The organism is Ureibacillus sp. FSL K6-0786 (assembly GCF_037965165.1).
GTDB classification, from domain to species: domain Bacteria; phylum Bacillota; class Bacilli; order Bacillales_A; family Planococcaceae; genus Ureibacillus; species Ureibacillus thermosphaericus.
Genome location: NZ_CP150191.1, coordinates 1,234,934 through 1,256,677, shown reverse-complemented (window position 1 = coordinate 1,256,677; position 21,744 = coordinate 1,234,934). Strand labels below are relative to the sequence as shown.

Here is a 21,744-nt window from a genome sequence, read left to right as displayed (position 1 = left end):
AAAACAGGGAGAGGAAATTTTGCATAAAAAGAGTAATTACTTAAAGTCTCCTGATTTGCTTCCGATAACGCATGCAAAGAGGAACATTAGTCCGTTCGGATTCGCTGTTATTTGGGTAGGTATGGCCATTGTACTTGCGGCATTTGCCATTGGAGCGGCAGGGATTGTTAATTTGCCGCTTCCAATGGTCATTCTCGCAACGATTATTGGTTCTGTTGCGATCGGAATTTTAATGACGATTATTGGGGATATTGGCGTTGAACATGGGCTTTCTTTCCCCGTTTATATGCGGGCTCCTTTTGGAACAATTGGTACTCATATCCCTTCAGCAGTTCGTGGGATTACCGCTTCATGTTGGTTTGGAATTAACACATACTTTGGTGCTTCGGCAATAAACGGGATTTTAAACATATTATTTGGATTTGATCAATGGTTTATTTGCTTTATCCTATTTGCAACATTCCAATTAATCAATGTGTCGTTAGGAATTAAATCCATTGAACGCTTTGCGGATTTTGCAGCACCAATCATCATACTCATTTCCATTTGGATGTATATTTCCTTAGCCGATAAAGCAAGCGTGCAAGGAAAAGATATTTGGACGTGGGTTGAATCACCTGCAACAGGTGTTGCTGCTTTTACTGCCTTCATGGTTATTGTAATGGCCAATATGGGATTCTGGGCAACGCTCGCAGCAGATATGCCCTCATTATCCAGATTCTTTAAAGCGCCAAAAAATGAGCGAAATTGGTTTAAGCGTAATAAAACGCAATTAGTAGGTTCAATCATTGTGATGCCGATTTTTAACACATTAATGATTATGATTGGTGCAGTTTGTTATGCATCGGTTGGTACTGGCGATCCAATTGTGGCGTTACAAGAAGCAGCAAGTGGATTCATCTTAGTCATCTTGCTACTAATGATTATTCTCGCCCAATGGTCAACGAATACGTCAGCAAATGTTATTCCAGCAGCAACGATATTTTCAAATATTGGTGGACCAAAAGTGCCTTTCTGGGTTGGGGTAATTATTGCCGGCATCATCGGTATATTAGCTCAACCATGGAATCTGTTTGATATTCTTACTCAGGCATTACTCATCATTGGTGGTATTTTAACATCGATTGTCGGTGTGTTGTTTGCAGATTACTATATCCTTCGTAAAAGAAGAGTGAATGTTAAGGATTTATATGAAGTAGATGGTCAATATCGTTATGCTAACGGAATTAACTGGGCAGGAATGCTTGCATGGATTATTGGGGGAATTATTGCCAATTTATTACCGACCTATTCTTCAATTGTAGGATTGGTAGCAGGTGCGGTTATTTATTATATTCTTGCAAAATATTGGTGGTTTAAAAAATATCCTCAAGCTGAAATAGTAGATCCAGATGATTCCAAATATTTAGGAATTACAGCTGGTAGGGACTGGATGATTGATGGTACAGAGACGGATGTAGAAGTGATCTTTGGAGAGCTAGAGGTGGAGGCAACCGGGCAAGTCATCCCATCGAAAAACATAGAATGAGGTGATTTGATGTCTGAAGAATATAAGGAGTTTCTTAAAGAAAAAGAAATTGTTGAAAAGTATTTAGAAAAGGGATTAAAAATAGAAAAAATTTACGAAAACTTAGATGGTACAGTTGTAAAATTTTCAAATAGTGATGAAGAAATAATACTTACAACTCCAAATGCTAGAAAATTAATAGTTACAAAGTTGATACATGCTTGATTCTTTCGTGCTTAACATGTGTTGTTAAGCACTTTTTTATTTGCATAAAACTCTCCTACATAAAGGAAATTGGTATGTAAAATAATGGACTTTATTGTCATAGGAAAATCACTCATGGTTTAAAAAATTCGGGATATTCTAATGAAGAAAGGAGGATTCGTTTTGGTTCGAAAATTATTTCTCCCCTTATGTTTGGCGATTGTATGCTTTTATATATTTCCGACTTACGTAAATGCAAAAGAAACGAAGGAAAATGTTTATCAGGAAAGAATGAATTTGTATAAAAGCTACGAAACGCCATTTGTCCCATGGTATCGTTTGGCGGCGGTCGATCAATATGAAAGAAATATCCAAGAAGTACGGAAGGATATTCCGAAGCGTGAGAGTATCATCGCGATTCAGTTTTCTCCTGAATTTTGGGTTGGAGAATTGAATCCAAATGAGGAAGATACTTCACCTTTTTCAATTGGATATTTTGGGGGGAAAGGTCTTGATGGAAACGGAGATGGCAAGGCAGATCGAAATCATGACCAAGATATTCTTTATACAATGGCAACGTATTTAAGCGAATTTGGCCCGTCAGAAGAAGATTTTAAAACTGCCTTATGGGAGTATTACAAAGATGAAAAAATTATCAATCAAATTATAACCATTCAAATACTTTATAAACATTTTAATTCTATTGAGTTAGACAAGCATATTTTTCCCCTCCCAGTTCGAGGCTATAATTACAGCTATAAAGGAACTTGGGGTGCTAGCAGGGGATGGGGCGGAAGACGTATACATGAAGGAACGGATATTTTTGCAGGCTATGGAACGCCTGTTCTGTCAACTTCTTATGGTGTTGTAGAAGTGATGGGCTGGAATCAATTTGGCGGTTGGCGAGTTGGCATTCGGGATAATCATAATACGTATCATTATTACGCACATTTAGCATATTTCAATAAAGATTTGAAAGTTGGAGATATTGTAGAACCGGGAACAATTCTTGGCGCCGTAGGAAGTTCTGGATATGGTAAAGAAGGAACGAGTGGAAAATTCCCTCCACATTTACATTACGGAATGTATAAATTTAATGGCCGTACAGAATGGGCATTTGACCCATATCCACATCTTTTGCAATGGGAAAAACAAACAAAGAAGGGACAAAAATAACAAGAGTTGCTTTAGCGAAAAATCGCTAGAGCAACTTTATTTTATGGTAGAAGCCGCAAACATTTTTAGCTAAAAGTATTTGAAGAATATCCAGTCTGCTAAAAAAGATTATGCTTTTCAATGAGACACTGGGAAGTAGAAAGTTATATATAGTTGGAATAAAATAACAAAATTTATATTCATTTTAACTTATTGAAAATTTTATGAGTTCATGTAACAATGATTGTAATTTAATAAAGCATTATAAATCACTAGGGGTGCTAATTCATTTTAGCTGAGAGAGGCATTGCCTCAACCCTTTGAACCTGCACTAGGTAATGCTAGCGAAGGGAAGTGGTTGTTGGGACTCGTATTATCTATTTTTATATCTTTTTGCATTCATTTCGAGTTTTAAGCCACTTCAATTTGAAGTGGCTTTTTTTAATGGTGAATTGAAAGGGAGGGAGAAATGATGAAATTTACTGACCGACTTTTTGAAAAGTATTGGTCAACTTGGAGAAAAAACCATGAACATCCGTTTGTGAAAGAGTTAGGTGCAGGCACATTGGACCCTGACAAATTCCGTTTTTATATGATTCAAGACTATTTATACTTAATCGATTATTCCAAATTGTTTGCTTTAGGTGCGGTGAAAGCAACTGATTTGGAAGTGATGACGGTGTTTGCCAACCTGCTTTATTACACAATGAATGGAGAAATGGCGTTGCACAGAAAATATGCAAGTCGTTTTGGCATAAGGGAAAAAGAGCTGGAAGAGGCAAAACCGTCTCCAGTAACGCTTGCATATACACACTATATGTTAGCTGTTGCACAAAATGGTTCCATCGCAGAACTTGCAGCTGCTCATTTAGCTTGTGCATGGAGCTATTGGGAAATTGGGTGTGAACTTGCAGAAATCAAGGGAGCTAAAGAACACGAATTGTATGGTGACTGGGTAAAAATGTACAGTTCCGAAGAGTTTGGCCAATCAGCGCAATGGAATCTCGATTTGCTTAATCAATTAGCAAAAGGAAAGCCGGAATCTGAACTTCTACGACTAGAAGAAATCTTCTTAAATACAACACGATTTGAATACATGTTCTGGGACATGGCATACAACAAGCAAATGTGGCCGACTGATGAAAAAGTCAATGCATGAAAGGAAGTCAATGGATTGGAACTGCATGCCATAACTGATGGAAAAAAATCAATTAAAGAGCTGAAAGAGATTATTACATCCATTGCCGATGTTGTTGATTACATTCATATACGCGAGAAAAGTAAAGTGCCCGCAGAAATCGTTGCGCTAGTAGAAGAACTTATTTATGCAGGGGTGGGGAAAGAAAGGCTTGTCATTAATGACAGGCTTGATATAGCCCTACTTACGGGTATACGGAACGTACATCTTCCTGGAAATGGTCTTCCGGCAGTAAAAGTAAAAACGGCGTACCCATATATGAGAGTCGGGGTCAGCGTGCATTCCGTTGAGGAAGCAAAAATTGCCGAAGAAGCGGGGGTAGATTATTGTCTTTTCGGTCATGTATTTAAAACGGACAGCAAAAAAGGATTGGCAGGTAGAGGAACGAATGCCCTAGGTAAAATCGTTGAACAGGTGCGGATTCCCGTGGTAGCGATTGGTGGAATTACGCCAGACAATGCTGAACAAGTGCTGGAGAAAAAAGTGCATGGCATTGCGGTGATGTCTACCATTTTCTCATCGAGTCAACCAAAGGAAGCAGCAATCCATTTAAAAAATATTGTTCAAAAAGGGGGATGAAGTTGCATCTTTACATTAATGGCCGTAAAACAGAAGTGCAAAGTAGTATTCAAAGTGTTGAAGATTTGTTGAAGTTTTATAAATTACAAGATCGCATAGTCGTGGTTGAACAGAATGGCGAAATTGTATTGAAAGAACAGTACAGCAAGCAGCTAGTAAATGATGGCGACAAAATTGAAATTGTTCATTTTGTTGGAGGGGGATAAACATGTTAAAAATTGCAGATAAAGTTTTTCAATCAAGATTGTTGTTAGGTACAGGGAAATTTCCGAATTTTGAGATTCAAAAGGAAGCGGTAGAAGCATCTGGAGCAGAGATTTTAACTTTTGCGGTCAGAAGAATGAATATTTATGAACCTTCCCAACCGAACTTTTTAGAAATGTTGGATCTTTCAAAATACACGCTTTTACCGAATACGGCAGGAGCCAAAACAGCGGAAGAAGCAGTGAGAATTGCGAAACTCGCAAAAGCTTCAGGGTTATGTGACATGGTGAAAGTCGAAGTAATTGGGGATGATAAAACTCTTCTCCCTGATCCTATTGAAACATTAAGAGCATCAGAAATGTTATTAGAAGAAGGGTTTATTGTCCTTCCTTACACTTCTGATGATGTAGTGTTAGCGAAGAAGCTGGAGGAATTGGGTGTTCATGCTATCATGCCAGGAGCTTCTCCTATTGGTTCTGGACAGGGTATTATCAATCCATTAAATCTTTCACTAATCATTGAACAGGCAAATATTCCTGTCATTGTCGATGCAGGAATTGGTTCCCCAGCAGATTGTGCGATTGCAATGGAGTTAGGTGCAGATGGCATTTTATTAAATTCAGCGGTGTCAGGTGCAAAAGATCCAGTTAAAATGGCAAAAGCAATGAAACTCGCTATTGAAGCTGGAAGACTTGGATATGAAGCAGGAAGAATTCCGAAAAAGCGCTATGCTGTTGCCTCCAGTCCAACAGAAGGGATTCTTTCATAATGGAGCGATATTCGCGACAAATTTTGTTTTCTCCGATTGGTGAGGAGGGACAGAAAAAATTACTGAAAGGCCATGTACTCATTGTTGGTGCAGGGGCACTAGGTTGCGCGAATGCTGAGATGTTAGCTCGAGCTGGCATCGGTAAAATCACTATCATTGACCGGGATTACGTCGACTTGACGAATCTCGGTCGTCAACAACTTTATACGGAAGAAGATGCAAAAAATAAAATTCCGAAAGCTGTTGCTGCACAAAAACATCTACAAACAATCAATTCAACCATTCAAATTGAAGGGATTGTTGGGGATTTTTCAATTGAATTAGAAGAGATGGTAAAAGATGTGGACCTCATCATTGATGGAACAGATAATTTTGAAACGAGATTTTTCATCAATGATGTTGCCATGAAACACGGCATACCATGGATTCACGGTGCGGTTGTAAGAAGTTATGGTATGAGCGTTTCGATCGTGCCAAAACAAACACCGTGTTATAATTGTTTGCTTCAAGTGATTCCATCCGATGGTATGACTTGTGATACCGTTGGAGTCATTAGTCCAGCGGTGCAAATCGTTGCATCTTATCAAACAGCGGAAAGCCTGAAATACTTAGTGAGTGGAGAGGTGTCTAAACAACTGGTTTCCTTTGATGTTTGGAAAAGGGAGCATTCAATTATTGACGTTTCTTCTTTAAAAAGAGAGGATTGTCCTTCATGTGGGAATAATCCCACACATCCTTACTTAACATTGGAAACAGGTTTGAAAACAGCAGTGCTGTGTGGCAGAAATACGGTGCAAATCAGACCGCACCAAAAACAACAAATTTCATTGGATCATATCTCAAAAAGACTCCAACCGCTTGTTCAAAATTTAAAAGCGAATCCTTACTTAATTTCGTTCCAAGCAGAAGATGTTCAAATCGTTCTCTTTCAAGATGGCCGGGCATTAATTCATGGAACGAGAGAAGAAGAAAAGGCTAAAAGAATTTATCATCGATATGTGGGAGCATAAAAGTGCTGAAAGTTGCTTGTCATTGGGAAAAACACGGACACCTGTTAACTATGAGCGATTTAGAAGTAGAATCAAAATAATAGAAGGAAGCGGGGAAGGTTCTCCGCTTATTTTTTTCAATAAATTAAAAAGCCCTCCTGATCGGAGAGCTCTTTTACAAACATTGTTAAGGTAATGTTTTTAGTGCAAGCCGCCTTGCCGTAATATTATAGAAAGTTTTAAAACCACGACTCCACCAAGTGGGTGTTCGCAGAAGATTTCCTGTATATCGTCATTCACCGTAGTGTGACGCTCGCCATTCCACCTTCGATCTAAAACTCCCTTTTTCAGTTCAAAGGTTAAAACTTAATATTCAACGTACAACGCAGCTTTAATGTAATAGTAATTGAATATGTAGCCTCGTGCAAGTAAGTATCTTTTAATAAAAAAGTCAAATATTTAATATAAAAAAGTAACGGATATTAGAGATAGAATTAGATACAAAATAAAAGCCTCACTATAGCAGAATCCTTACTCTTGAGGCTTTATTTTGTTCAATATTTCATTTGTTAAATCGGCGATATTAATTTGCGTATCTTCTTTCATGACATCCTTTAAAATTTCATTTCGGAAATAATTGACACTTACTTTTAAAGGCATTTGAAGAAGATTTGTTAATGCTTGTTGATACATAATAATAAATTCTTTATCCGTATTACCTCGCTTCAGTTCAGCGAATGATTCATAAAATTGATCAAGCTTATCCGCAAATTCAAGAAGGCGGCCTTCTAACGTACCATCTTTTCCCTCTTTCATTCGCTCGAAGAAAACTTCTTGGAATTCAGATGGAATCTCTTCTTTAATGAATTTTTCCATCATTTTTTCTTCCACGTGAGCAAGCATTTGTTTTAACTCTTCGCTTGCATGTTTTACCGGTGTTTTAATGTCACCAATAAAAACTTCTGCAAAGTCATGATTGATTGTTTTTTCGTAAAGGGATTTCCAATTGACTTTTGCCCCGTTCATTTCTTCAAGCGTTCCGAAAAACAATGCGTATTGAGCTACTTTCCAAGAATGGGCAGCAACATTATGTTCTTCAAATTTAAAGCGCCCTGGAGCTCGAAAAATACGTTCTAGATCATTTAAACTAGTAAAAAATTTATGGATACCGATTGTAAACACTCCTAACAACCATGATTATGAAAATCCTGTGTGTTAATCATACATCAAAGTTTATCCAATGAGAGGCGATAATTAAACATTTAACATAAAAGTAAAATAGTTTAATAAAATGCTAAAATGATTTGTCATTGAATTTATAAATTAAGTATTTGAAATACATGTTATAGTAGAAGTAGGTATTATAGATTGGATGTGAAAGAAATGATGCATACTATTTTTTTATTCATTCATATTTTAAGTGCAGTCGTTTCAATAGGTCCGTTAGTTACATTGATTCCTTTAACAAAGAAAATGGAAGCTGCGGATGAGATAGAAATGATAGGATTTGTACAGTCTTTTCGACTAGCTATTACCGTTGTCAAGCATGCCGGTCATGTTCTTGTACTTTCTGGTGCGATCCTTATTATTGTTAGCGGATGGAAATGGACTGATTCGTGGATTGTTTTAACGGTTGCCATTATGTTAATATCCATTGTTTTCCTAGCAAGTGCTTTCAAGCCCACATTAAAAACCTTTGGGACGAGTCGTTATAAGAAAGAAGAATTTATCAAGAAATTACGAAAAGCAACATGGAAATATATCATATTATTGCTGATTATGTTGTGGTTGATGGTTGATAAACCAATGCTATGGTGAATCTTATGTTGTTAGAAAGGTTGTAATATTATTCATATGATAAATGGTTCGAAATGCTACTTTTTGTTTTTTTAAAGATTCCAAGGAGTTTGTAAATAAAATACGAAGGGCCTGTCCAAAGTGCAAACTTTTTGGTCATGCTTAAATACTTATGATAAATAATTTATTTGCTCCTAAAGTGGTCACATCAAACACGCCTCTTCGCCGCAATTTATTTGAGATGAAAGGGTCATCGTTAATAGAAAATTGGCGCCTTAAATGACTTATCAGGCGCCAACTTTTCCATTATATTGACACGTCAATAACATTTCCTTTATACGGATGGTTTATTTGATGCTGTGCTTGATTTGATTTTTCCAACATCTCAATGACACCGGATGATCCTAAATTTAAGGATTTGTCTAGAATGCTTAATTGTAGAGTATGTTGGAGTGAGGCTAGCTGACTAGACATAATTGAATTGATATCCACGGAAATCCCTCCTTTCCATTAATATCGGAAAGTTTTTCGCCATTCCCATCTTTTTTGAATATTTATCCACTCCTTTGTCGAAACTTTTTTCGAGGGAGGGATGAGCATGAAAAACATCTTATTAAACAGTTTACCACTTAGCATATTACTTTTAGGCGGATGCAGTTTTTTTGGAGCTGCGAATGAAGAGAATAACGAAACAATCCCCACGAATGCAAGAGAAGCTTTAGCTGCAACAGCAACCATGATTGATACAGAGGGTAATGAAATGGGGGTTGTTGAATTGACCGAATCATCAGAAGGTGTGAGAATCCATGTAAAATTGGAAAATGTACCGGAAGGAGAGCATGGTTTCCACATTCATGAAGTAGGAAAGTGTGAAAAACCGACTTTTGAATCTGCAGGAGCGCATTTCAATCCTAAAGGAAAAGAACATGGTTTTGACAATCCGAAGGGCTTCCATGCAGGAGATTTACCGAACATATCACCAGATGAAAATGGCTCTGTTGATATAGAATTTATTGCAAAAAATATTACCTTAGAAAAAGGAAAGGAAAATTCCTTATTTGATGAAGACGGAAGCTCTGTTATTTTACATGAAGCTCCTGACGATTATAAAACGGATCCATCCGGAAATTCTGGTTCGCGAATTGCTTGTGGTGTAGTAGAGTCAAATTAACCAAAAAATCAGGATGTTTGCTCATTTTTAAGCGACATCCTAAATTTTTTTATTATTATATTTATTTTGTTAAATATAATAAATCAGATATTAGAAAATTTGAAAAAAGCTTTGTAATATAACACTTTTGTAATGTAAAACCCTATTTTTTGATATAAAAAATTCTATTATAATAAAATTATTATCTACTTAATGCGCTATTATTCTATAAAAATATTTGACATAAGTAATTTGCAATAGTTACAATTATACTGTGTTAAAACACCTATTATGCACTACAAAGAGGAGGGAATTGATTTGAAAAACAAAAAGTTTCTATTTCTAACAGTAATTAGCATCATGTTACTCATGTTGCTAGCTGCATGTGGTGGCAAAGAAGACACTTCTAACACAAATGAAGGTTCATCTGAAGGGGATAACAAAGAAACAACATCTGATATTAAATTCTTAAGCATGGTAACTGGTGGTACACAAGGTACTTACTATGCTTTAGGTGGTACATTTGCTGAATTAATCACAAGTGAAACTGGAATCAAAACAACTGCTGAAGTTTCACAAGCATCTGCTGCGAACGTAAATGCTTTAAAAGCAGGCGATGCTGAAATCGCTTTCGTACAAACAGACATTGCATATTACGCAAAAAATGGTGAATTAATGTTTGAAGGCGAGCCAATGGAAGATTTAGTGGCAATCGGTGCTCTTTATCCTGAAACAGTTCACCTAGTAACAACTGCTAAATCAGGTATTAAATCTTTTGAAGATTTAAAAGGTAAAAAAGTTTCTGTCGGTGCTCCAGGTTCTGGTACTTACGCAAACGCAGAACAATTATTAGAAGTTCATGGTTTAACAATGAGTGACATCCAAGCACAAAATTTAGACTTCGGTGAATCAACAGATGGCTTACAATCAGGACAAATTGATGCGGCATTCATTACTGCTGGATATCCAACAGCTGCAGTGGAAGCGTTAGGTGCGCAAGCTGAAGTAGTAATTGTTCCAGTTGATCCTGAAAAAGCAAAAGCATTAATTGAAAAATATCCATACTATACAGAAGATGTAATTCCAGCAGGAACATATGGTTTAGCTGAAGATGTTCCTACTGTATCTGTACTTGCAATGCTTGCTGTGAAGAAAGATTTACCAGAAGATGTAGCGTACGGAATCGCAAAAGCAATCTATGGCAATACTGATAAAATTGGACATGCTAAAGGTGCATTCATTAAGAAAGAAACTGCTTTAAATGGTATTGGAATTGAAGTGCACCCAGGTGCTCAAAAATACTTTGACGAATAATCACTGATTTTTGCAAAGTGAAGGGCTTGAAGGCTAATGCTTCTTCAGGCCCTTTATATATGGAGCGATAACATGAAAAAATTTGCAATTCTTCTAATCGCCATTTTAGCAGTACTTTCCTTCCTTCCTTTTTTTTCTGTTATAGCCTTCACGGAAACAAAAACGAATGAACCGCAAATGTATTATATAGATGTAGGTAGTGATACATTATTTCAAATTCGTTTTACCCATTCCATTCACCTTACGGATGTACTAGAAACATATGAAATAATAGACAATAAAATCAAAATGATATCAATGGAATATGAAGATGTAGCAATTGGTATGCCAGCTTATGCAGAAGAAGGGCAAACATTAATATATGAAGATGGGAAGTATAAGCTTTATTCAAATACTATTTTAGAAAACTTTGTTCTTTATGTCGGTGATGTCAATAGGGATTTATGGTTTTATTACGAGGATAAAGAATATGATTTAAAAAAAGCCCTTCAACGGGGAGGTTCCTATATCGTTGAGGTGAAAAAAATCTCTCTTTATGACAAGATGAAAGGAGTGCGAATAGCGCATGGCAACTGACAAACAACTAGAAGTTCTAACAGAAGAACAGCAGCAAGAGTTATTGGAAAAGTATGACACCGAATCCAACGTTCGGCGCTTAGGTGGAATAATGAAATGGATTGTGTTTGGTCTACTTCTTGCCTTTTCATTATTCCAATTATATACGGCTATATTTGGTCAATTTACAGCCTACATACAACGTAGTATTCACTTAGGATTCGGTTTAACCATTATATTCCTTTTATTCCCTTCACGCAAAAAGGGAGCCAAAACAAAAGTTCCTTTTTATGACTATCTGTTGGCGATTATTGCGGCTATTACAGGTATTTATTGGACGCTTAACTATCAAAGACTTGTAACAAGCTTAGGAAAAATTGACCAAATGGATTTTATCGTTGGTACGATAGTTATTCTATTAGTGCTAGAGGCTGCGAGAAGAGCGGTTGGTTTACCGATTACAATTATAGCCTCACTATTCTTGGTATATGCGTTTTTTGGTCCTTACATGCCAGACTTTTTAGCCCATCGTGGCCAATCTCTTGAACAAATCGTCAACTTAATGTATTTCTCAACAGACGGAATTTTAGGTACTCCTATCAGTGTATCTGCCACTTATATATTTGCCTTTCTATTATTTGGATCTTTTTTAGTAAAAACAGGAGTTGGAACTTATTTTAACGATTTAGCGATTGCCATTGCAGGGAAATTAGTTGGAGGACCTGCAAAGGTAGCAATTTTCTCCTCTGCATTACAAGGAACAATTTCAGGTAGTTCCGTTGCCAACGTAGTGACATCAGGTTCATATACAATACCAATGATGAAAAAGCTAGGATATAAAAAAGAATTTGCGGGTGCAGTAGAGGCAGCTGCCTCAACGGGTGGACAATTAATGCCGCCGATTATGGGGGCAGCAGCATTCTTAATGGTTGAATTTATTGGACGCGGTGTTACGTATTGGGATATTGCGAAGGCAGCCATTATTCCTGCGCTTTTATATTTCTCTGGAATTTGGATTATGACTCACTTTGAAGCAAAAAAATTAGGGCTTCGTGGTCTGTCGGAAGAAGAAATTCCTAATCGAAAAGAGATATTCAAAAAATTGTATTTATTACTTCCGATAGTACTTATTATCGTATTAATGATGTCTGGTGTTCCAGTAATTCATGCAGCGTTATACGGTATTCTATCTTGTATTATTATTGGTTTTATCAACAAAGAAGTGAAATTTAGTGTGAAAGATATTATTGAAGCGCTTGTTGATGGAGCGAGAACGGCATTAGCCGTAGTTGCAGCAACTGCTTGTGCGGGTATTATTGTAGGAGTCGTTGTAAAAACGGGTCTTGGCTTAGGCTTAGCAAACAGCTTAGTGAAACTAGCTGGCGGTAGCATTTTATTAACATTGTTCTTTGTTATGATTGCTTCATTAATTTTAGGTATGGGTGCACCTACAACAGCGAACTATGTTATTACTTCAACAATTGCGGCACCAGCGATAGTAGCACTACTCGCACCAGATGTTCCTCAGGCAGCAGTTCCACTTGTTGTGATGTTATCTGCACACTTCTTCGTATTCTACTTTGGTATTATTGCGGATATTACGCCGCCTGTTGCACTCGCAGCATTTGCGGCATCGGGTATATCGGGTGGAGATCCAATTAGAACGGGTGTGAATTCTGCAAAACTAGCAATTGCAGCGTTTATTATTCCGTATATGATTGTTTTCTCTCCAGCGTTATTAATGATTGATGTAACGCTATTACAAGTTGTTTGGGTTGTAATAACAGCATTTTTAGGTATGATTGCAATTGGTGCAGGTGTAATTGGATTCTGGTATAGAAAAATTAATTGGCTTGAACGAATCATTGTGATTTTTGCAGGTCTTGCCATGATCTATCCAGAATCAATGTCAGATATTATTGGATTAGTTGTATTCGGTATCATGTTTGCGATTCAACTATTCACAAAGAATAAAGGAAATAACACTAAATTAGATGCATCAATCAACTAATGATTTTAATCCGTCTCGATTGGAGGCGGATATTTTTTTGCAAAAATGTATTTCTAGCTACTCTATTAATAGATAATGATAGATTGAACTGAATTCGTAGGATATATGGAATACATGGAATAATTTTCGCACAAAAACTCTAATGATTATTTTATGATGGAAGTAATTGTTTTTGTGTAGGCAAAAGCAATTAATAAATATTACTACATTATGTATAATAGAGTAAGCAATAAAATAGAGGTGCGAAAATATGGGTCAAGTGAAAACATATGAAGAAGTCGTCTTTAGTTGGTTTGAGCTTTTTCATAACTGTCCAGAAGTCAGTTGGAAAGAGTATCAAACTACTAATAAAATCGCATCAATTTTGGATGAATTAAAGGTACCATATAAACGGTTTAACGATATGACTGGACTTGTTGCTGAAATTGGTCAAGGGGATGAAGTAATCGCAGTGAGAGCTGATATCGACGCCCTTTGGCAAGAAGTAGATGGTGTCATGAAAGCCAATCATTCTTGTGGACATGATGCGAATATATCAATGGTATTAGGTGCATTGCTAAGAATTAAAGACCTTCCTTTAAAGAAGCGGGTGCGGTTTATTTTCCAACCAGCTGAAGAAGTAGGCGGTGGAGCGATTGAAATGGTGAAGCGGGGAATAATCGATGATGTATCCTATCTATTTGGTATCCATTTAAGACCAATCGATGAGCTGCCTTTTGGTAAAGTATCTCCTGCGATTCACCATGGTGCCGCACTATTTTTACAAGGTGAGATCAGAGGTGTGGATGCACACGGAGCAAGGCCATATCAAGGGAAAAATGCTATCGATATCATTGTAGCGATTCAACAAATGTTGAAAAATATTTATTTAAATCCTTTTGAAGTGCATAGTGTGAAGTTAACGAAAGTGGTGGCTGATGGTGGAAGCGTTAATATCATTCCAGGGAACGCTACCTTCTCTATCGATATTCGAGCTCAAAAAAATAGAGTGTTAGATGCATTGCAATTACATGTAGAAAACGGACTTCGAAATATTAGCAAAATGTTTGATACAGAAATTGTTTGGGATTGGTATGATAAAACGCCTGGTGCTGAAGTATCCGAAGAAGCGAAGAAAATTGCGGAAAAAGCGATTATGGATACTGTTGGAGAGGGCTTCTTAGCAGAGCCGGTGCACACGCCAGGTAGTGACGATTTTCATTTTTACACTGTGTCGAAACCGGAGTTGAAAGCGACAATGATTGGTATCGGTGCAGATTTACAGCCAGGCCTTCATCATCCGCACATGACTTTCAATAAAGATGCGTTAATTATCGGAGCAAAAGTGTTGGCTAAAACTTTGTTTAATGCAACACAATATAAATAAATGTTGTTAGAAGGAAGTTGACTTTGATGAATATTAAGAGCATAGAAATTTTTGCAGTGGAATTCCCACTGATAAAACCCTTTATTGTTAGTTACGGTACGTATCCAACGATGCCATCGATTATCGTAAAACTTACAACGGATGAGGGATTCGTTGGATGGGGAGAAAGTGTACCGGATGAACACGTAACAGGTGAGACGTTTGAATCCACGTTTCATGTGTTAAAACATTCGTTAGCACCTGCGATGATTAATGAAACGCCTTTTCATTTTGAAAAAATTCATGACAAAATGAATCGCATATTAAAAGGCGCACCGAGTGCAAAGGCGGCAATCGATATTGCATGTTTTGACGTTGTGGGAAGAAAACTTGGAGTACCTATCTATCAACTCATTGGAGGAAGATTTCATAAAAAATTTCCAATTACTCACGTATTAAGCATTGATGAGCCTGATAAAATGGCAGATGAGGCAGAAGAGAAAGTAAAAGAAGGCTATCGATCTTTTAAGATGAAAGTTGGCAGAGATGTAGAAAGTGATGTAGAAAGAATTAAAGCTGTAAGACAACGGGTTGGTGAACAAATTGCCATTCGCATTGATGTAAACCAAGGATGGGTGAATAGCGCAAATACTTTAAAAGCATTGCGATATTTGGAATCCATGGGCATCGATTGGATTGAACAGCCAGTGGTTGCAGATGATATTGAGGCAATGGTTGAAATTAAATCAAAATCCAACATACCTCTTATGATTGATGAAGGCCTTTGCAATGTTCGTGATATGAGGGAAATTATTGCAAAAAAAGCTGCAGATAAAGTGAACATTAAGCTAATGAAATGCGGAGGAATTTATCCTGCGGTGAAACTAGCGACAATGGCGGAAATGGCCGGAATTGAATGTCAAATTGGTTCGATGGTGGAGTCATCCATTGGATCGGCTGCTGGTTTTCATGTAGCCTTTTCGAAAAAAATTATTACGAGTGTGGAATTAACGGGGCCACTTAAATTTAAAACGGATATTGGGGATTTAAAGGAAAGTTATAAAATTCCATTTATTGAGTTGAATGAAAAAGCAGGTTTAGGTGTAAAAATTGATGAAGAGGTTTTATCTCAATTAACAACAGATTCTTGCATTATTAAATAAAGGTGGAAGACATGTCTGAAGTGTTAGAACAAGGTGTTTTAGGGGATATTCCCTATTATGTCAGAAGATTAACGGTAGAGGATTTACAACGGATTTTAGATCTCCAACAAGAAGTTGTTAAAGCACTGCCAAATCAAGAAACGTTAGAGCCTCTTTCTGCGGAGGAATTTTTATTTATTCTAAAGGGCAATGGATTGATGATTGGAATTTTTAATCATGATCGTCTCATTGCTTTTCGTGCGCTCTTAATCCCAATTGTAGATGATCAGAGTCTGGGAAGAGATATTGGATTGACGGATGAAGCAGATTTGAAAAGAATATTATATCAAGAAATTTCAAATGTGCATCCTGATTTCCGTGGATATGGATTACAAAAAAAGATGGCAACGATTATCATGAACCAAATTGATACATCGAAATTCGATTATGTGCTAGCGACAGTCATGCCTTATAATATCCCAAGCATAAAAGATAAATTTCATCAAGGAATGCATATTGCTGCATTGAAGGAAAAGTACGGCCGGAAATTGCGATACATTTTCGTGAAATATTTGCACAAACACTTGCAATTGAGAGATGAATCGGTGTTTATTTCAATGGGAGATATTGAAGGTCAACAGAACCTATTACATAATGGATATGTTGGAGTTGCATACAAAAAACAAGATGACGATTGGTTGATTGAATATAAAAAAGTTTCAAACGAGGGCTTGGAATAGACCAAGCCTTTTTAATTTTCATTCATTTCTAGTATAAGGGTGAAAAGGATATCCAAACTAAGTGAAAAAAGGAAGATGGATATGGAATTTCACGAGTTTGGGAATCTCCGAAACCCGAAGTTGTTATTAATCCACGGAATGGCCGTTACTTGGGAAAGTTTTAATCCACTCATAGATGAATTATCAAAGCATTATTATTTAATTATTCCTTCTCTGGATGGACATAATGGAGATTCGTCATCTCATTTTGAATGTATTGATCAAGAAACAGAACAAATTGAAAATTATATATTAAGTCGATATACGGATTATGTACATGGGGCATACGGTTTTTCGATGGGTGGAACCATTTTATTAAAGTTGTTAGCGAATCAAAAAATACAAATATCAAAAGTAATTTTAGATGCAGCCTACTATCTTCCTTTAGGGATTTATTCGAAAACGGCAGCGATGATTTTATCAAAAATCCTGTTAGACTTACGAAATAATCAATTACATCCTAAAATGCGCTCGTTATTAAGTTATTACGATGTGGATGTTGAAAGCTTAAAGAAGGCTTTATATCCTCAAATTTCTCTCAAAAGTATTGAAAATTGCTTTCTAGAGTTATTCAAATTTTCATTACAACAATCCCTTCGGAACTCAACAGAAATGTATTATTGGTACGGCAGTAATGAAATCATCCCTGCAAAATCCATTAAATACTTAAAACAAGTTATACCTAACATAAAAGAAAAGGTTTTGAAGGATTTAGGGCATGGGGAATTTATTACAAAGTATTCAACTGAAGCGGTGAAAGAGATGAGAACAATATATGGGTGAGTATTTGTAAAAAAGAAAAAACAACAAAGTATTGAAACTTGTTGTTTTTTCTTTGGAATCGATTTTTTTGTAATTAATGGATATTTTTTTTCTTGAAATTGCCGCCACGAACTTCTGCAATATCATTGAAAGTAATAAATGCATTTGGGTCTTTCTGTCTGACAATGGTTCTTAATTTACTTTCTTCCATTCGGTTGATGACGCAATAAATAATTTCAACTGGCTCGTTGGCATATCCACCAATCCCATTTAAATATGTAACGCTACGACCTAATCGGTTGATAATCGCTTCTCCGATTTCTCGGGAATTTTTGCTTATAATAGTAACGGACTTCGCATCTTCAAGACCGTTTTCAATGATGCTAATAACTTTTGAAGCGATATAATAGGCGATTGCTGAAGAAAGGGCTCCTTCAACGCCAAATACAAAACCAACGAAAATGAAAATAAAGACATTGATAACTAAAATGATTTCACCAGTTGAAAAAGGTACTTTTCTACTAATTAATACAGCAAGCATATCCGTACCGTCTAAGGCGCCGCCGTTACGTAATGCTAGACCCATACCAATCCCGAGTAATATACCGCCTGAAATCGTGACTAATAAAGAATCCTGATTAATAATAGTTGGGATATGATGCATGATAGTAGTAGCAAATGATAATGTACCGATACCAATAATGGAGTTAATTGCAAAAGTTTTTCCGATTAATTTATAACCTAAGTAAATAAATGGGATGTTTAAAATCGCTAAGAAAAGACCTAACGGAAGTGGGGTAAGCGTAGAGAGAATAATAGATATTCCGGTAATTCCACCATCAGATACGCTGTTTGGAATTAATACGGCTTCAAGACCATAAGCAGCAATAAATGCACCGATGATAATAAAGGTAATACTTACAATTCTATTTAATAAAGTAGGTTCATGACTTTCATGCATATGTATTGATTCAAATCCTTTCTCCTAAGAGTGCTTTTTAATTTTATCAAAATTTTGAAAGTCTTGCATCTGCTAGCCCTAATAAATTTTTGATAAATCGAGAAGAAAATGTTATGAAAAAAGAAAAGATTTCCTATTTTCTCTATCAAAGTAACCTTTGATGAGCAGGAAATCTCTTATCATTATTATTTTATTGGACAATAAGTGCAAGCGTTTAATCCAGGAATATCTTTTGTAAAGCAGCAACTTTTTCGCACTGGCGAATTGACGAGTTCCATCGGATTTTTTCCTTTTGTATATTCATAAAACCAGGATTTATTTGAAAAACGTTGCCATACTTTTGTATCTTCAAGTATTTCGATATCTTCAAAAGCTCGGTCTGCCAGCAGAGGATTTTGTAGCAATACATTATAATTCCACAACATATATCCGAAAATGTTCTCCCAAAGAGTAAGAGGGGAGATGGATGTTGTTTGGCGAAGTTGTACAATAATTTGATGGGCTTGATAAAGGATTTTTGAAATAACATATTGCCTTTCATTATCTTCTACATAGCGGAAGTCTGTAGGTGTAATGTATGTTCCGAGCGTATCCATACCATATTCATGTACATGGAAGTAACGAACATCTTCTAATTTTCCGTCCCAAATTTCATCATAAGCAGTGAGAAAATAAAATTGGGTAGCAACGAATAATCCATAGCGACAGCTGAAATGGGATATAGCTGCAGCCTCTGTACTAGCTTGGGTAATTTCCATCATGAGCTTTAGAAAATCCTTTAGAAAAAATTCTTTATGTATATTTTCCAATGTAAATAAAGGATTTTTCGGCTCTTCTGTAACAATACTATAGGAATTTAAGAAAGTAAGTTGTTCATATGTTAAAACGGGCATCGTATCACCTCTATGTTATTCACTGTGTTTAACATAACATGTTTTTGCTGATTTTGTTTGGAGATGATATAGAAGGGGAAAGCCAAACGTCATTGGAGAAGTTTGGCTTTTTCTGATAGGTCTGATTTTTTTCCTATAATCGCTGTGTGATAGCTATGAAGTAGCATGCCTACGATAATAACCGCAAGACCGAAAAGTGCAATTGGATCTGGTAGAGGAACTCCAAGTATTATCATTTCTCCGATAATGACAAATACGACTTCCATCGATTGAGTGGCTTCTACTGCAGCAAGTTTTCCTTGATGATTTCGTACACGGTCTGTGGCAATAAAGAACAACGTCGTGGCGATTACACCGGAACTAACAGCGACAATTAAGGATTGTATGACTTGGTTCATGGAAGGGAGCCCCACTGTACAAATCGCAATAACAGCTAAAATAAACCAAGCTGGCAGCGATGCAATGGTCATACCAAGCACACGTTCAAACGTATCGATTCGACTGCCGCATAACTCCATCATTTTTCGATTACCAAGCGGATAACTAAAGGCAGCGATGACTACCGGAATCATTCCAAGCAGTAAGTGATTGAAAGTTACCTCTTTTCCTTGTGGTATTTGAATAAGCATAATACCAACTAGAATAATGCATGAAATGAATAAGGAAGTGAGCGGTATTTTTTGACGTATGATTTTGTTATCTACGACGGTTACAAATAACGGTGCAAGAATTACACCGGCAACAATCGTAAACTGCCACGTTCCCGACACAAGCCAACCAGGTCCATAAGCTGCTGCAAAGGTGAGTGGTGCGTAAAAAAGAACAAAGCCCACGAAACTCCAGAGCAACCATTTTGAAGTATTTTCTCTCATTTCTCTACGTAAATTTTCAAAACCAGTTCGGTAAGAAACAATGGCAATAAGGAAGGGAAGCATAAAGAAAAATCTTAGTGAAGAACTCCACAGCCAACTTCCTCCACTTAACTCCATGGACCGATTTAAAATAAAAGTAACCGCAAAAAATAAGGCTGCAAATATGCCAAGAGTGATTTCTTTCATTTTATTAATACCTACTTTCTTAGATCGAAAAATTCTATACTACAAATATATTAACAGAATATTCAAACATGAAAATAAAAAACTTACGAAGCAAAATGCTTCGTAAGTTTTATTTTGTTTCTTCTTCAAAGAGTTTGACGATTTCGATGATGACTTTTGCAGCGAGTTCCATAGTTTCGGCAGATACAAATTCGTATTTACCGTGCATGTATTCTCCGCCAGCAAAAATATTTGGAGTAGGCAGACCCATATAGGACAACTGAGAGCCGTCAGTTCCTCCGCGGATCGGTTCGACGATTGGTTGAATATTTAAATTTTCCATTGCTCGTTTTGCAATGTCTACGATTTCTTTTACAGGCTCGATTTTTTCTTTCATGTTGTAATACTGGTCTTCTAATTCGACAGTGATGGCATTGTCACCGTATTCTTCTTTTATTCGCTGTTCAACCATTCGGAAGTATTCTTTTTTCGCTTCAAATTTGTTGCGGTCGTGGTCGCGAATAATATAAGAAAGAGTTGCTTCCTCAATAGTTCCATTAAAATTCATCAAGTGAATAAATCCTTCATAGCCTTCTGTTTTTTCAGGAACTGCTTCTTGAGGCATGAAATTATGGAATTTTATCGCCATCGTGATAGCATTGACCATTTTTCCTTTTGCAGTACCAGGATGTACGCTGATTCCGCGAGTTGTTACTTTTGCAGCTGCTGCATTAAAGCTTTCGTACTGTAATTCTCCTAGTGGGCCGCCATCCATCGTGTAAGCAAAATCCGCACCGAAAGCTTTGACATCAAATTTATGTGGCCCACGACCAATTTCTTCATCAGGAGTAAAGGCAACTCGAATTTTTCCGTGTTTAATTTCAGGGTGATTTACTAAATATTCCATTGCCGTCATAATCTCTGCTATTCCAGCTTTATCATCTGCTCCGAGTAACGTCGTGCCATCTGTTGTAATCAATGTTTGTCCAACATAATTTTTTAAATTTGGGAATTGGTTAGGGGATAGAGTGCATTCATCGTTTAATTGAATATCTCCGCCGTCATAATTGTCAATTCGTTTCGGTTGGACATTTGTTCCAGAAAAATCTGGTGATGTATCAACATGAGCTAAAAAACCAATAGTTGGTACAGGCTTGTCTGTATTGGATGGTAATGTGGCAAATAAGTAGCCATTCTCGTCCAATGTGATGTCTGTAAGTCCAATTTCGGCTAGTTCATCTTTTAGTACATTTAATAAGTCCCATTGTTTTTTCGTAGAAGGGGTTGTAGAGCTTTCCGGATCAGATTGTGTGTCGATTTTAGCGTATCGAATCAATCGTTCAATAACCTTTTCTTTCATGACGCTGCCTCCTTATTAATACTGCCACTATTG

General features: G+C 36.7%; 23 protein-coding genes, 1 other RNA gene and 1 riboswitch. Of the genes, 17 read left to right on the top strand and 7 right to left on the bottom strand.

Annotated features, from left to right (window positions below; all coding sequences use genetic code 11):
• Positions 1-19: 19 nt before the first annotated feature.
• The 8 genes from NSQ18_RS06135 (at position 20) to NSQ18_RS06100 (ending at position 6,626) form a co-directional block, all read left to right on the top strand.
• The gene (locus tag NSQ18_RS06135; RefSeq protein WP_339289440.1) at positions 20-1,528 is read left to right on the top strand and encodes an NCS1 family transporter; all 1,509 of its coding nucleotides are present in this window, start codon (positions 20-22) and stop codon (positions 1,526-1,528) included.
• Between the two features lie 9 nt (positions 1,529-1,537).
• Positions 1,538-1,732 (top strand): hypothetical protein, encoded by a 195-nt coding sequence (locus NSQ18_RS06130; RefSeq protein ID WP_339289438.1) that lies wholly within the window; start codon positions 1,538-1,540, stop codon positions 1,730-1,732.
• Positions 1,733-1,924: 192 nt separating this feature from the next.
• Positions 1,925-2,887, top strand: a complete 963-nt coding sequence (locus NSQ18_RS06125; protein ID WP_026019015.1) for a M23 family metallopeptidase — start codon at positions 1,925-1,927, stop codon at positions 2,885-2,887.
• A gap of 243 nt (positions 2,888-3,130) precedes the next feature.
• Positions 3,131-3,236: riboswitch (TPP riboswitch) on the top strand.
• A gap of 102 nt (positions 3,237-3,338) precedes the next feature.
• Complete coding sequence (tenA, locus tag NSQ18_RS06120; protein ID WP_016837629.1) at positions 3,339-4,025, top strand: thiaminase II; 687 nt, start codon at positions 3,339-3,341, stop codon at positions 4,023-4,025.
• 15 nt (positions 4,026-4,040) lie between these two features.
• Entirely contained in the window at positions 4,041-4,643 is a 603-nt protein-coding gene (gene tenI, locus NSQ18_RS06115) for a thiazole tautomerase TenI (protein WP_016837630.1), read from the top strand.
• Positions 4,640-4,849: a sulfur carrier protein ThiS gene (thiS, locus tag NSQ18_RS06110; RefSeq protein ID WP_238536181.1), complete on the top strand. Its 210-nt coding sequence runs from the start codon at positions 4,640-4,642 to the stop codon at positions 4,847-4,849. Before tenI ends, thiS begins: the two co-directional genes overlap by 4 nt.
• Before the next feature lie 2 nt (positions 4,850-4,851).
• Entirely contained in the window at positions 4,852-5,616 is a 765-nt protein-coding gene (locus NSQ18_RS06105) for a thiazole synthase (RefSeq protein WP_016837637.1), read from the top strand.
• Complete coding sequence (locus NSQ18_RS06100; RefSeq protein ID WP_026019016.1) at positions 5,613-6,626, top strand: ThiF family adenylyltransferase; 1,014 nt, start codon at positions 5,613-5,615, stop codon at positions 6,624-6,626. The genes NSQ18_RS06105 and NSQ18_RS06100 overlap by 4 nt, the downstream gene beginning before the upstream one ends.
• A 183-nt stretch (positions 6,627-6,809) precedes the next feature.
• Here the strand turns inward: NSQ18_RS06100 and ssrS are convergent.
• Together ssrS and NSQ18_RS06090 are read right to left on the bottom strand one after the other, a co-directional pair.
• Positions 6,810-7,000: non-coding RNA, 6S RNA (gene ssrS, locus NSQ18_RS06095), on the bottom strand.
• A gap of 136 nt (positions 7,001-7,136) precedes the next feature.
• Positions 7,137-7,787 (bottom strand): YfbR-like 5'-deoxynucleotidase, encoded by a 651-nt coding sequence (locus tag NSQ18_RS06090; RefSeq protein ID WP_016837639.1) that lies wholly within the window; start codon positions 7,785-7,787, stop codon positions 7,137-7,139.
• Positions 7,788-7,988: 201 nt separating this feature from the next.
• Between NSQ18_RS06090 and NSQ18_RS06085 the strand changes: the two genes are divergently transcribed.
• Positions 7,989-8,423 (top strand): hypothetical protein, encoded by a 435-nt coding sequence (locus tag NSQ18_RS06085; RefSeq protein ID WP_339289434.1) that lies wholly within the window; start codon positions 7,989-7,991, stop codon positions 8,421-8,423.
• Positions 8,424-8,708: 285 nt separating this feature from the next.
• Here the strand turns inward: NSQ18_RS06085 and NSQ18_RS06080 are convergent, their stop codons facing one another.
• Entirely contained in the window at positions 8,709-8,894 is a 186-nt protein-coding gene (locus NSQ18_RS06080; RefSeq protein ID WP_016837641.1) for a hypothetical protein, read from the bottom strand.
• Positions 8,895-9,000: 106 nt separating this feature from the next.
• Here NSQ18_RS06080 and NSQ18_RS06075 point away from each other — a divergent pair, with 106 nt between their 5' ends.
• From NSQ18_RS06075 to NSQ18_RS06040, 8 genes are all read left to right on the top strand, one after another.
• Positions 9,001-9,573, top strand: coding sequence for a superoxide dismutase family protein (locus tag NSQ18_RS06075; RefSeq protein WP_016837642.1), 573 nt, complete (start codon positions 9,001-9,003; stop codon positions 9,571-9,573).
• Positions 9,574-9,870: 297 nt separating this feature from the next.
• Positions 9,871-10,866: a TAXI family TRAP transporter solute-binding subunit gene (locus tag NSQ18_RS06070; RefSeq protein ID WP_339289431.1), complete on the top strand. Its 996-nt coding sequence runs from the start codon at positions 9,871-9,873 to the stop codon at positions 10,864-10,866.
• A 72-nt stretch (positions 10,867-10,938) separates the two neighbouring features.
• A complete protein-coding gene (locus tag NSQ18_RS06065) occupies positions 10,939-11,442 on the top strand; it encodes a DUF1850 domain-containing protein (protein WP_016837644.1) in 504 nt (167 codons plus the stop codon).
• The gene (locus NSQ18_RS06060) at positions 11,432-13,432 is read left to right on the top strand and encodes a TRAP transporter permease (protein WP_339289428.1); all 2,001 of its coding nucleotides are present in this window, start codon (positions 11,432-11,434) and stop codon (positions 13,430-13,432) included. Before NSQ18_RS06065 ends, NSQ18_RS06060 begins: the two co-directional genes overlap by 11 nt.
• Positions 13,433-13,682: 250 nt before the next feature.
• Positions 13,683-14,798 carry an amidohydrolase gene (locus NSQ18_RS06055; protein ID WP_096549862.1) on the top strand — a complete coding sequence of 372 codons (1,116 nt, stop codon included), beginning with the start codon at positions 13,683-13,685 and terminating at the stop codon, positions 14,796-14,798.
• Between the two features lie 26 nt (positions 14,799-14,824).
• Positions 14,825-15,940, top strand: a complete 1,116-nt coding sequence (locus NSQ18_RS06050) for a dipeptide epimerase (RefSeq protein ID WP_339289426.1) — start codon at positions 14,825-14,827, stop codon at positions 15,938-15,940.
• Positions 15,941-15,951: 11 nt separating this feature from the next.
• Complete coding sequence (locus tag NSQ18_RS06045) at positions 15,952-16,659, top strand: GNAT family N-acetyltransferase (protein WP_339289424.1); 708 nt, start codon at positions 15,952-15,954, stop codon at positions 16,657-16,659.
• Between the two features lie 81 nt (positions 16,660-16,740).
• Positions 16,741-17,481, top strand: coding sequence for an alpha/beta fold hydrolase (locus tag NSQ18_RS06040; RefSeq protein ID WP_339289422.1), 741 nt, complete (start codon positions 16,741-16,743; stop codon positions 17,479-17,481).
• Between the two features lie 73 nt (positions 17,482-17,554).
• On the opposite strand, the gene NSQ18_RS06035 is transcribed toward NSQ18_RS06040, so the two are convergent.
• The 4 genes from NSQ18_RS06035 to pepT form a co-directional block, all read right to left on the bottom strand.
• Positions 17,555-18,421, bottom strand: a complete 867-nt coding sequence (locus tag NSQ18_RS06035) for a YitT family protein (protein ID WP_016837650.1) — start codon at positions 18,419-18,421, stop codon at positions 17,555-17,557.
• Positions 18,422-18,606: 185 nt separating this feature from the next.
• A complete protein-coding gene (locus NSQ18_RS06030) occupies positions 18,607-19,314 on the bottom strand; it encodes a hypothetical protein (protein ID WP_016837651.1) in 708 nt (235 codons plus the stop codon).
• Positions 19,315-19,403: 89 nt separating this feature from the next.
• A complete protein-coding gene (locus tag NSQ18_RS06025; RefSeq protein WP_096549857.1) occupies positions 19,404-20,372 on the bottom strand; it encodes a multidrug resistance efflux transporter family protein in 969 nt (322 codons plus the stop codon).
• Positions 20,373-20,481: 109 nt separating this feature from the next.
• Positions 20,482-21,711: a peptidase T gene (pepT, locus tag NSQ18_RS06020; protein WP_016837653.1), complete on the bottom strand. Its 1,230-nt coding sequence runs from the start codon at positions 21,709-21,711 to the stop codon at positions 20,482-20,484.
• Positions 21,712-21,744 lie beyond the last annotated feature (33 nt).